Source organism: Streptomyces sp. NPDC001904, assembly GCF_040297005.1.
GTDB lineage: Bacteria > Actinomycetota > Actinomycetes > Streptomycetales > Streptomycetaceae > Streptomyces.
In genome coordinates this window covers 35,582-47,334 of the sequence record NZ_JBEOYI010000040.1, presented here as the reverse complement: position 1 = coordinate 47,334, position 11,753 = coordinate 35,582, and the positions used below count along the sequence as shown (strand labels likewise).

Below are 11,753 nucleotides of genomic sequence, written 5' to 3'. Positions count from 1 at the left end.
GTTCCCCGCGCCCCTGAAGCGAGCGGAGCTCGCCCTCAGGGGCGCGGGGAACTGCGCGAGAAGCCACGACGAGAGCGGCACCCGGACGACGGCGGATCAGACGTCGTCGGCGCCGGGCAGCGCCACGGTGGCGGCCCGCTGCCAGCCCCGGTCACCCCGGGCCCGGAGCCACGCCGTGGTCTCGTCGGGCGGCATGGCGGCGGCGACGAGCCACCCCTGCACCGCGTCGCAGCCCAGATCCCTCAGCCGCTCCCACGTCTCGTCGTCCTCCACCCCTTCGGCGACGACGAGCAGGCCCAGCGAGTGCGCCAGATCGACGGTGCAGCGCACGATCTCCGCGTCCTCGGTGTCCACCGCGAGCCGGGCCACGAAGGACCGGTCGATCTTCAGCTCGCTGACCGGCAGCCGCCGCAGATGCACCAGCGACGAGTACCCGGTGCCGAAGTCGTCCAGCGACATCTTCACCCCGTGCCCGGTCAGCCCGGCCAGGGTGTCGGCGGCCCGCTGCGGGTCCTCGAGCAGCACGTGTTCCGTTATCTCCAGCTGGAGGGACCCGGCCGGGACCCCGTGCCGGGCGAGCCGCGCGGCGACCGCGCCCGCGAATCCGGGGGTGTGCACGTCGCGCGGGGACACATTGACCGCGACGGGCACGAACAGCCCCTGGGCACGCCAGCGCGCGACCTGGGCCAGCGCGGTCTCCAGCACGTACTCGGTCAGGTGCGGCATCAGACCGGAGGACTCGGCGATGGCGATGAACTCGTCAGGCGGAACCTTCCCGCGCTCGGGATGCACCCACCGCACCAGCGCCTCGAGACCGGCCACCTGTCCGTCGAAGCGGACCTTCGGCTGGTAGTGCAGCTCCACGTCGCCCGCGTCGAGCGCGCGCCGCAGATCGCCCAGCAGACCGAGCCGGTCGGGGGTGTTGGAGTCCCGCTTCGACTCGTAGACCTCGACGCCCGTACGGTCCCGCTTGGCCTGGTACATCGCGACGTCGGCCCGGCGCAGCAGCCCCTCGGCGTCGAGGGCGTGGTCGGGGAAGACGGCGAGGCCCGCGCTCGCTTCGAGGACCAGCGTGAGTCCGTCGAGGTCGAGCGGCGAGCCGAGGGCGGCGACCAGACCGCGGGCGACCCGGGACGCGGACGTCGTCGAGTCGGCGACCGGCAGCAGCACGGCGAACTCGTCCCCGCCGAGCCGGGCGGCCTCCGCTCCGCGCGGCAGTGCGGCTCTCAACCGGTCCGCGATCTGCAGCAGGAGCCGGTCGCCGGCGAGGTGACCGAGCGTGTCGTTCACCGACCGGAACCGGTCGAGGTCGATCAGCATGAGCGCGCTGCGGGCACCGATCCGCTCGGCGTCGTCGAGCGCGGTCCAGGTGCGCTCCAGCAGCCACTGGCGGTTGGGCAGTCCGGTGAGCGGGTCGCGCAGCTGCTCCTCGGCGCGGGCGCGGGCGATCCAGAGCGTGGAGTCGAGCGCGATCAGCGGGATCGAGAACAGCGGCAGCAGCACGGGCAGCGCGACGGCGACGACGCACACCAGCGGCGCGATGCCGAGCAGCGCGACCCCGACCAGGCCCTGCCGGACGAGCGCGGTGCGGTCCACCTTCGGCAGGCCGGAACTGCGCGGGGCGTGCACGTAGTAGAGCAGGAGCCGGGTGACCAGCAGGTACGAGGCCGTCACCAGGGCGATCTCGGGGGCCGTGTAGAAGTCCCAGGTCTCCGGCTTCCACGGGGTCTCGACGGACGGTACGCGGCCGAACGCGGCCAGCACGAGGGCGCCCGCCCCGATGCCGAGGATGTCGATCGCGCCGTGCAGGACGCCCTGGCGCCAGCGGTGTCTGCGGGCGGCGCCGACGAGCACGACGACCGTGAGGCTGACCATCCCGGCGGGCACCCAGCCGTACAGCAGCAGGACGGCGAGGGTGAGCGCCCCGCCGGAGCCGGTGCCGCCCCACCAGCGGTCGCGGCCGAGGGCGACGAGGTGGCCGACGATGATGCCCGTGAGGATCGCGAGGGACCAGCCGACGACGCCGGACGGGAAGAGCGCGTGGTTCCCGGTGAACGCCCGGTAGAACCCGGCGGCGAGGACCACGGCGGCGAGCGCGACGACCGCGCCGGGCAGCAGCGGGAGCGCCGTCGCCCGTGCGCTGTCGGCCGGTCCGCCGTGGTGGTTCTGGGCGGGGGTGGCGACGCCGACGTGGCCGCCCGCGGTCAGCGCGGCGGGGGGCCGCTCGGCGGGGAGGACGGTCGTGCCCTCGGTCCGGGGGCCGGTGCCCTGCGGCTCCACACCCGGCGGGCTCTGGATGCCGTAGGCCGCCCGGCCGCCCCGGGTCCGGTCCGCACCGAGCCGGGCGAGGCCCAGCCCGCTCTCACGCCACCAATTGCGCCAGTTCACCACACCACCGCGTTCGCTCTCCCCGTGACCGCTGTCGCTGTCCCCGCCGCCCTCGTCGGGGCGTCGGGCCGTGCCGCGCCGCAGCCGCCGGCGCGGACGCAGTCGTGAGTCCGGGGCGGCGCTCTCGGTCGGTTCCATTCCCGTCCCTCTCACAGCCGGCGGTGCCCATGTCCGCAGCCCGCTCCCCTGGCTTCTGCGGAGCGGAGGTTGCCCCATCCGCAGCAGGACACGGCAGGCGCACACCCTCAACAGTAGGCCGCAGAAGGCTTCCACGGGCACCAGACGGATGCGCCCGGCCGTGGATACCCGAATGCGACCCGGCCACCCGTATGCATCTGATATGCGCTGAACGGGTGGCCTTCAACCGCTACTCCCCAGTCGGTTGTTCGGCGGGAAGCGCCAGTTCGGCGGCGGCGTCGGGGCCTTGTTCGAGCAGCACGGCGAAGCCGTCCTCGTCCAGAACCGGAACCTTCACCTGCATGGCCTTGTCGTATTTGGATCCCGGGTTGTCCCCGACGACGACAAAGGACGTCTTCTTGGAAACGGAACCTGTCACCTTCGCACCTCTGGTCTGCAGGGCGTCCTTGGCTCCGTCCCGGGTGAAGTTCTGCAACGTGCCGGTGACGACGACGGTGAGGCCTTCGAGCGGACGCGGCCCCTCGTCCTCGCCGGTCCCTTCCTCCTCGGTACGCACACCGGCCTCACGCCATTTCCGCAGGATCTCCCGATGCCAGTCCTCGGCGAACCACTGCTTCACGGAGGTGGCGATGATCCCGCCGACACCGTCGGTGGCGGCCAGCTCCTCCTCGGTGGCCTGATCGATGCGGTCGATGGACCGGAACTCGCGGGCCAGCGCCTCGGCGGCGACGGGGCCCACGTGCCGGATGGAGAGGCCGTTGATGATGCGGGCGAGCGGGCGGTCCTTGGCGGCGGCGATGTTCTCCAGCATCGACACCGCGTTCTTCCGGGGCTCGCCCTTCTGGTTGGCGAAGACCGTGACGACCTTGTCCTCGCCGGTCTTCGGGTCCCGCTTGGGCAGACCGCTGTCGGGGTCGAGGACATAGGCCTTGATCGGCAGCAGCTGCTCGATGGTGAGGTCGAACAGGTCGCCCTCATCGGTCAGCGGCGGCTCGGCGGGCTCCAGCGGGGCGGTGAGCGCGGCGGCGGCGACCGCCCCGAAGTTCTCGATGTCCAGGCACTGGCGGCCGCCCAGATAGAACAGCCGCTCGCGCAACTGGGCGGGGCAGGTGCGGGCGTTGGGACACCGCAGGTCGATGTCGCCCTCCTTCATGGCCCGCAGCGGTGTGCCGCACTCGGGACAGTCGGCGGGCATCACGAACTCGTACTCGCTGCCGTCGCGCAGGTCGACGACCGGGCCGAGGATCTCGGGGATGACGTCACCGGCCTTGCGGATGACGACGGTGTCCCCGATGAGCACGCCCTTCTTCTTGACGATCTCCTGGTTGTGCAGCGTCGCGAACTCGACCTCGGAGCCCGCCACCGTCACCGGCTCGACCTGCGCGTACGGGGTGACCCGGCCGGTGCGGCCCACGCCGACCCGGATGTTGACCAGCTTGGTGTTGACCTCTTCGGGCGGGAACTTCCAGGCGATGGCCCAGCGCGGGGCGCGCGCGGTGGAGCCGAGCCGGCCCTGGAGCGGGATCTCGTCGAGCTTGATGACGGCGCCGTCGATCTCGTGCTCGACGGAGTGCCGGTTCTCCCCGTAGTACGCGATGAACTTCCGTACGCCGTCGAGGTCGTCGACCACTCTGTTGTGCTTCGCGGTGGGCAGGCCCCACTCGCGCAGCAGGTCGTACGCCTGCGACAGGCGGTCGATGTCGAAGCCCTCGCGGGCGCCGATGCCGTGCACGACCATGTGCAGCGGGCGGCTCGCGGTGACCCGGGGGTCCTTCTGGCGGAGTGAACCCGCCGCCGCGTTGCGCGGGTTGGCGAAGGGCTTGTCGCCGGCCTCGACCAGCCGGGCGTTCAGCTCCTCGAACTTGTCCATCGGGAAGAAGACCTCGCCGCGGATCTCGACGAGCTCCGGGACGCGGTCGCCCTCCAGGCGGTGCGGGATCTCGGCGATCGTGCGGACATTGGGCGTGATGTCCTCGCCGACGCGGCCGTCGCCACGGGTGGCCGCGCGGGTCAGCCGCCCCTGCTCGTACGTCAGGTTGACCGCGAGGCCGTCGATCTTCAGCTCGCACAGGAAGTGGTAGCCGGGCGCGCCGACGTCCTTGTGGACCCGCTCGGCCCAGGCCGCCAACTCCAGGTCGTCGAAGGCGTTGTCGAGCGAGAGCATGCGCTCGCGGTGCTCGACCGACGTGAATTCCGTCGCGTAGTGACCGGCCACCTTCTGGGTCGGCGAGTCGGGGGTGCGCAGCTCGGTGTACTGCTCCTCGAGGGCTTCGAGGGAACGCAGCAGCTTGTCGAAGTCGGCGTCGGAGACGACCGGCGCGTCCTTCACGTAGTACCGGAAGCGGTGCTCTTCGATCTGCTCGGCCAGCCGGGCGTGCTCGTCCCGCGCCGACGCGGGCACGGAGCTCTCGGTCTCCGCCTTCTTTCCAGCGCTTGCGGCAGCCACCTTCTCGTCCTCCCGTTTACCTTCGTCCCCGGTCACTCAGGGTTGTCCGCGAGTGATCTCGCCGCCCGGGCGCAGTGGGCGAGCGCCGCACGGGCGTACGCGGGCGACGCGCCCGCGAGTCCGCACGACGGCGTGACCACGACCGACTCCGCGAGCGACCCCGGATTCAGCCCCAGCCTGCGCCACAGCGTCCTGACACCCATGACGCTACCGGCAGGGTCCGACAATGGAGCGTCCACGCCGGGCACGACACCGGCGAAGAGCCGGGTGCCGGATTCGACGGCCTCACCGATCGCCTCGTCGTCACGCTCGGTGAGGAGGGAGAAGTCGAAGGAGATCGCGTCGGCGCCGGCCCGGCGCAGCAGTGCGAACGGGACGTCGGGGGCGCAGGAGTGGACGACGGCGGGTCCGTCGGTGTGGACGCCGAGGACGTCGCGCAGGGCGCTCTCCACGACCTGGCGGTCGACGGCGCGGTGGGTGCGGTACTCGCTCGCGGTCTTGACGTGTCCGCGCAGGACGGCGATGAGGGAGGGCTCGTCGAGCTGGAGCACGAGCTGGGCACCGGGGACACGGCGGCGCAGGTCGGCGAGGTGGGTGCGCAGGCCCTCGGCGAGGGAGCCCGCGAGGTCGCGGCAGGCGCCGGGGTCGGAGAGCGCGGCCTCGCCGTTGCGCAGTTCCAGCGCGGCGGCGAGCGTCCACGGCCCGACGGCCTGCACCTTGAGCGGGCCCTCGTAGCCCTGGGTGAACTCCTCCAGCGCGTCGAGGTCCTCGCCCAGCCACGACCGGGCGCGCCTGGTGTCGCGCCCGGGCCGGTCGCCGATCCGCCAGCCGCTGGGCTCCACGCGCGCGTACAGGTCGACGAGCAGCCCCGCGGTCCTGCCGATCATGTCGGCGCCCGGCCCGCGCGCGGGCAGCTCGGCGAGGAACGGGAAGTCCTCGAAGCTGCCGGTGACGGTCTTGGCGGCCTCCCGGGCGTCACCGCCGGGCATCGACCCGACGCCGGTCGCCGGTCCCCACTTGAAGTCGCTCTTTTCGCTCACCCACGAAGGGTACGTAACGGGGCCGGGAGCCCGGTCGTCAGCGTCCCGGGCGGACCGTCAGGTCGTTGACCTCGGCGTCGCGCGGGAGGTCGAGGGCCATGACGATGGTGGTGGCCATCGACTCGGGGTCGATCCAGCGGGCCGCGTCGTACTCCTTGCCCTCCTGCTGGTGCACCTTGGCCTGCATGGGGCTGGCGGTGCGGCCGGGGTAGACGGACGTGACCCGTACGCCGTTGTCGTGCTCCTCCTGGCGCAGCGAGTCGGCGAGTGCCTTCAGGCCGTGCTTGGAGGCGGCGTACGCGGACCAGTCGGGGCTCGCCCGCAGGCCCGCGCCGGAGTTCACGAACACCACGTGGCCCTGGGCGAGCCGGAGTTGGGGCAGGAAGTGCCGGGTCAGCTCGGCCGGGGCGATGAGATTGACGTTGAGCTGGTGGCGCCAGGTCTTCGGGGTCAGTTCGCCCACCGGCCCCAGGTCGACGACGCCGGCGATGTGCAGCAGCGAGTCGACCCGGTCGGGCAGCGACTGGTGGGAGAACGCCCAGGACAGCTTGTCCGGGTCGGCCAGGTCGCCGACGAGGGTGCGGGCGCCGGGGAACTCGGCGGCGAGTTCCTTGGCGCGGCCCGCGTCGCGCGCGTGGAGGACGAGAGCGTCCCCGCGCGCGTGGAGTCGGCGGGCGACGGCGGCGCCGATGCCGGAACCGGCGCCGGTGATCACATGAGTGGCTGTGCTGGTCATGGGCGCCATGCTCGCACTACTGCTGCCCGAACGACTCTTCGAGGTAGGCGAGGGCACCGACCGGCTCCTCGGCGAAGAACACCAGGTCGGCGAGGGGGATCGGCAGGAATCCCTCGTCCTCCATGCGCCGGAACTGCTCCTTCAGGCCGTCGTAGAACCCCGCCGAGTTCAGCAGCACGATGGGCTTGTCGGTCTTTCCGTGCTTCTTCAGCTCCAGGATCTCGGTGGCCTCGTCGAGCGTTCCCGTGCCGCCCACCATGACCACGACGGCGTCGGCCTTCTCCATGAGCAGCCGCTTGCGCTCGGCGAGATCGGCGGCGACGACCATCTCGTCGGGCGCGGTCACGGCCCGGGCCTTGGCGGCGAGGAACTCCACGGACACCCCGACCAGTCCCCCGCCGCTCTCGTGCACCGCGTCGGCGACGACCTTCATCAGCCCGCTCTCGCTGCCGCCCCACACCAGGGTGTGCCCGCCCCTGCCGAGCAGTTCGGCGAATTCGCGGGCGGGGCCGGTGTAGCGGTCGTCGAGGTCGGCGGCGGAGAGGAAGACGCAGATGTTCATGGTGTTCACGGTACGGGTCCGCGATCGGGCGGCCGCACCGGGAAGAACCCGCCCGCTGTGAGCGCTGACACAGTCATGGCTGAAGGACACACGATCACGATCGAGCAGGATGCACGGCGCGTGCGCGTCGTCCGGGACGGGGAGGTGCTGGCCGACAGCACGCGGGCGCTGCTGCTGAGGGAGACCGGCTGTCCGGAGCGGCACTACATCCCTCCGGAGGATGTGCGGACCGAGCTGTTGACCCCGTCGGACACCACGACGTACTGCCCCTTCAAGGGCCACGCCTCCTACTGGTCGCTGCCCGGCGCCCAGGACCTGGTCTGGGCGTACGAGGAGCCGAAGCCCGGGGTGGCCGCCATCAAGGGCCACCTGTGCTTCTACGAGACCCAGGTCGACGCCGTCTAGCGGCCGCGGCTGCCGGGGCCGTGGTCGAATACGGGGACACGCAGAGACACTGCGCGAGGTGAAGGGCGGGACCGTCATGACGTACGGCGACGGGCAGCAGGGTGTCTCCCAGGGCGGCTTCGGTCCGCCGCCGTCCGTCCCGCCGCCGCCCGCGCATCCGCCGGCGTTCCCCCCGCCGCCGTCCGTGCCCCCGGCGGTGGGCCCCGGGCCGGGACCGACGGGCCCCGAATTCATCGCCGCCGACGAGCACAACGGACTGGTGGTCGACGCCGACGGCGTCCACTTCGAGCAGGGGCCGCACGGAATCGACCTCCCGTGGGCGTACGTGCGCACCGTGCGGTTCCAGCCCGTGCCGGACGGCCTGTACGTCACCGCGGTGATGACGGACGGCCCGGTCTACGAGTGCCGGGTCCGGGCCCGGCGCCGCTCACTGGCGACGCAGTGGAGCACCGATCTCGCCGGGGTGCTCCACCACTATCTGGCGGGCCGGGTCAAGGGTTAGGCGACCGCCGTCGCCCGGTCGGTGGTCGCGATGGTGGCCGAGCCGACGACGCGCGTGCCGTCGTACAGCACGATCGCCTGGCCGGGTGCGACGCCGCGCACCGGGGCGTCGAACGACACCCGCAGCTCGTCGTCGACCAGCTCCGCCGTCACCTCGGTCTCGCCGCCGTGGGCGCGGAGCTGGGCCGTGTAGGTGCCCGGGCCCGTGGGGGCCGCGCCGCACCAGCGGGGCTTGATCGCGGTGAGGGCGGACACGTCGAGGGCCGCCGCCGGGCCCACCGTCACCGTGTTGTCCACCGGGGAGATGTCCAGGACGTAGCGGGGCTTGCCGTCGGGGGCCGGGGTGCCGATGCGCAGGCCCTTGCGCTGGCCGATGGTGTAGCCGTACGCGCCCTCGTGGGTGCCCAGCTTGGCGCCCGACTCGTCGACGATGTCGCCCTCCGCCTTGCCGAGGCGGGAGGCCAGGAAGCCCTGGGTGTCGCCGTCGGCGATGAAGCAGATGTCGTGGGAGTCGGGCTTCTTGGCGACGGCGAGGCCGCGGCGCTCGGCCTCCGCGCGGATCTCGTCCTTGGTGGTCTCGGTGTCGCCGAGCGGGAACATGGCGTGGGCGAGCTGGCGGTCGTCCAGGACGCCCAGCACATAGCTCTGGTCCTTGGCCATGTCCGTCGCGCGGTGCAGCTCGCGAACGCCGTTGTCACCCACGACGACCTGCGCGTAGTGGCCGGTGCAGACCGCGTCGAAGCCGAGGGCCAGCGCCTTGTCGAGCAGCGCGGCGAACTTGATCTTCTCGTTGCAGCGCAGGCAGGGGTTCGGGGTGCGCCCGGCCTCGTACTCGGCGACGAAGTCCTCGACGACGTCCTCGCGGAAGCGGTCGGCGAGGTCCCAGACGTAGAACGGGATGCCGATGACGTCCGCCGCGCGGCGCGCGTCGCGGGAGTCCTCGATGGTGCAACAGCCGCGGGCACCGGTGCGGAACGACTGCGGGTTCGCCGACAGGGCCAGGTGGACGCCTGTCACGTCGTGACCGGCTTCCGCGGCGCGGGCCGCCGCGACGGCGGAGTCGACACCGCCGGACATGGCGGCGAGAACACGGAGGGGACGGTCCTGGGCGGGGCGCTGCGCGGCATGCGGAGTCTGGGAAGTCATAGCACTAACAGAGTACGGGGAGCCGGGAACCGAATCGCTCCGATATCCGTTATGGAACATGTACGCGAAAGGTGGGACGGGGGCGTCGCGTGGGGAAGCAGGGGTCGGGTGGCAAGGACCGCGACCGGGGCGTCAGCCGGCGGACCTTGATCGTCGGTGGGGTGGCCTCGGCCGTCGGTGTGGGCTTGCTCGCGCGCGGCGACCTCGCCCGGATGTGGTGGCAGATGCCCGGCGTGGACAAGCCGCGCACCGCGGGCGCGGTGGATTTCAAGGGCGCGGAGTGGGTGGCGGCGGCCGCGGCGAACTGGCGGCGGGCAGACCGGCCGGCGGACTACCCGATCGACATGGTCGTCGTCCATGTCACGCAGGGCAGTTACAGCGGCACGCTCCAGGTGTTCAAGGATCCGTGGCACGGGGCGTCCGCGCACTACGTCGTGCGCAAGGACGGGCACATCGCGCAGATGATCCGGGAGCTGGACGTCGCGTTCCACGCGGGGAACAGGGACTACAACCAGCGCAGCATCGGCATCGAGCACGAGGGCTTCGTGGACCGGCCCGAGGACTTCACCGACGCGATGTACGCGGCCTCGGCGAGACTGACCGCCGGGATCTGCAGACGGTACGGGATACCCGTGGACCGCAAGCACATCATCGGGCACGTGGAGGTGCCGGGCACCGACCACACCGATCCCGGGCCGCACTGGGACTGGGACCGGTACATGAAGCTCGTACGGGCGGCGTACAGGACGACCAAGCGGCCGGGATCGGCCAAGGCCTGACGGACGGCTCAGGCAGTCGGCTCGGGCGGTCGGCTCAGCTCAGCTCAGCTCAGACCGGCTGTGCGGGCTCGCTCCGCCGCCGGACCGATCGCCTTCGCGACCGCCTCCACGTCGGCCCTCGTCGACGTGTGGCCGAGGGAGAAGCGGAGGGTGCCGCGGGCCAGGTCGGGTGCGGTGCCGGTGGCGAGGAGGACATGGCTGGGCTGGGCGATGCCCGCCGTGCAGGCCGAGCCCGTGGAGCACTCGATGCCCTGCGCGTCCAGGAGGAGGAGCAGGGAGTCGCCCTCGCAGCCGGGGAAGGTGAAGTGGGCGTTGGCGGGGAGGCGGCCGCCGGGGGCCGGGTCGCCGCCGAGGATCGCCTCGGGGACGGCGGTGCGCACCGCCGTGACCAGGTCGTCCCGCAGGGCTCCGATCTCGCGGGCGAACGTCTCGCGGTGCTCGTGCGCCAGGCGGCCGGCCGTCGCGAAGGAGGCGATGGCGGGGACGTCCAGGGTGCCGGAGCGGACGTGCCGCTCCTGTCCGCCGCCGTGCAGGACGGGGACGGGGGTGTACTCGCGGCCGAGCAGCAGCGCGCCGATGCCGTACGGGCCGCCGATCTTGTGGCCGGACACGGTCATCGCCGCGAGGCCGGAGGCCGCGAAGTCGACCGGGATCTGGCCGTAGGCCTGGACCGCGTCGGCGTGCAGCGGGATCTCGAACTCCTGGGCCACGTCGGCGAGTTCGCGGACCGGCTGAATGGTGCCGATCTCGTTGTTGGCCCACATGACGGTGGCCAGGGCGACATCGGCGGGGTTGCGCTCGATGGCGTCCCGGAGCGCCTCGGGGTGGACGCGGCCGTGCGCGTCGACCGGGAGGTACTCGACGGTGGCGCCCTCGTGCTCGGCGAGCCAGTGCACGGCGTCGAGGACGGCGTGGTGCTCGACGGGGCTGGACAGGACGCGGGTGCGGGCCGGGTCGGCGGCGCGGCGGGCCCAGTACAGGCCCTTGACGGCGAGATTGTCGGCCTCGGTGCCCCCCGAGGTGAAGACGACCTCGCTGGGGCGGGCGCCGAGCGACTCGGCGAGGGTCTCGCGGGACTCCTCGACCGTGCGGCGGGCGCGGCGTCCGGCGGCATGCAGGGACGAGGCGTTGCCGGTGACGGCGAGCTGGGCGGTCAGCACCTCGACCGCCTCCGGAAGCATCGGGGTGGTCGCGGCGTGGTCGAGGTAAGCCATGGTGGGCACGATTCTACGAGTCCGCCGGAGCTCGTCGGCCGCCGCATGGGGTCCCGTTCCCACGCGCGGCCCGCCGGGGGCCTCAGCCCGCGATGCTCCAGGAGAACGTGCCGTCGGCGGCGACGAGGGCGGCGAGCACGACGAGGTCGGCGACTCCGAGGCCGAGCCCCAGCAGGGCCCGGCCGCGGCGCGTGGTGCCGCGCCACAGAGCGAGGCCCGCGAGGACGATCGCGACGGGACCGAGGAAGACGTTCATGACGAGCAGGCCGACGAGGCCGAGGACGAACGAGGCGACGGCCATGCCGTCGGTGTCACGGCGTCCGACGGGCCGCGGCCGGGCCGGTGCCTGTGCGGTGAGTTGCATGGTGGTACCCCCTGAATCGACTGATGCGATCGGC

The 11,753-nt window shown here is 72.3% G+C and carries 11 protein-coding genes; 3 read left to right on the top strand and 8 right to left on the bottom strand.

Annotated features, from left to right (window positions below):
- Nucleotides 1-96 precede the first annotated feature (96 nt).
- The 5 genes from ABT127_RS36655 to ABT127_RS36635 all read right to left on the bottom strand — a co-directional run bounded on the left by ABT127_RS36655 (nucleotide 97) and on the right by ABT127_RS36635 (nucleotide 7,310).
- Nucleotides 97-2,526 carry a putative bifunctional diguanylate cyclase/phosphodiesterase gene (locus tag ABT127_RS36655; protein WP_351460045.1) on the bottom strand — a complete coding sequence of 810 codons (2,430 nt, stop codon included), beginning with the start codon at nucleotides 2,524-2,526 and terminating at the stop codon, nucleotides 97-99.
- 229 nt (nucleotides 2,527-2,755) lie between these two features.
- Entirely contained in the window at nucleotides 2,756-4,972 is a 2,217-nt protein-coding gene (ligA, locus tag ABT127_RS36650) for an NAD-dependent DNA ligase LigA (protein WP_351460042.1), read from the bottom strand.
- 32 nt (nucleotides 4,973-5,004) lie between these two features.
- A complete protein-coding gene (locus ABT127_RS36645; RefSeq protein WP_351460039.1) occupies nucleotides 5,005-6,012 on the bottom strand; it encodes a methionine synthase in 1,008 nt (335 codons plus the stop codon).
- 37 nt (nucleotides 6,013-6,049) lie between these two features.
- On the bottom strand, nucleotides 6,050-6,748 hold the full coding sequence (locus tag ABT127_RS36640; RefSeq protein WP_351460038.1) for an SDR family oxidoreductase: 699 nt from the start codon (nucleotides 6,746-6,748) through the stop codon (nucleotides 6,050-6,052).
- Nucleotides 6,749-6,764: 16 nt separating this feature from the next.
- A complete protein-coding gene (locus ABT127_RS36635) occupies nucleotides 6,765-7,310 on the bottom strand; it encodes an LOG family protein (RefSeq protein ID WP_351460036.1) in 546 nt (181 codons plus the stop codon).
- Nucleotides 7,311-7,385: 75 nt separating this feature from the next.
- On the opposite strand from ABT127_RS36635, the gene ABT127_RS36630 reads away from it, so the two are divergent.
- A complete protein-coding gene (locus ABT127_RS36630; protein WP_351460034.1) occupies nucleotides 7,386-7,715 on the top strand; it encodes a DUF427 domain-containing protein in 330 nt (109 codons plus the stop codon).
- Between the two features lie 58 nt (nucleotides 7,716-7,773).
- On the top strand, nucleotides 7,774-8,217 hold the full coding sequence (locus ABT127_RS36625; protein WP_351460032.1) for a hypothetical protein: 444 nt from the start codon (nucleotides 7,774-7,776) through the stop codon (nucleotides 8,215-8,217).
- Here ABT127_RS36625 and mnmA read toward each other — a convergent pair.
- The gene (gene mnmA, locus ABT127_RS36620; RefSeq protein ID WP_351460029.1) at nucleotides 8,214-9,362 is read right to left on the bottom strand and encodes a tRNA 2-thiouridine(34) synthase MnmA; all 1,149 of its coding nucleotides are present in this window, start codon (nucleotides 9,360-9,362) and stop codon (nucleotides 8,214-8,216) included. The two genes, ABT127_RS36625 and mnmA, sit on opposite strands and share 4 nt — an antisense overlap.
- Nucleotides 9,363-9,451: 89 nt before the next feature.
- Between mnmA and ABT127_RS36615 the strand changes: the two genes are divergently transcribed.
- Nucleotides 9,452-10,141 (top strand): N-acetylmuramoyl-L-alanine amidase, encoded by a 690-nt coding sequence (locus ABT127_RS36615; protein WP_351460026.1) that lies wholly within the window; start codon nucleotides 9,452-9,454, stop codon nucleotides 10,139-10,141.
- Between the two features lie 44 nt (nucleotides 10,142-10,185).
- Here the strand turns inward: ABT127_RS36615 and ABT127_RS36610 are convergent, their stop codons facing one another.
- Nucleotides 10,186-11,355, bottom strand: coding sequence for a cysteine desulfurase family protein (locus ABT127_RS36610; RefSeq protein ID WP_351460024.1), 1,170 nt, complete (start codon nucleotides 11,353-11,355; stop codon nucleotides 10,186-10,188).
- Between the two features lie 82 nt (nucleotides 11,356-11,437).
- Complete coding sequence (locus tag ABT127_RS36605; protein WP_351460021.1) at nucleotides 11,438-11,719, bottom strand: DUF4190 domain-containing protein; 282 nt, start codon at nucleotides 11,717-11,719, stop codon at nucleotides 11,438-11,440.
- Nucleotides 11,720-11,753: the final 34 nt, after the last annotated feature.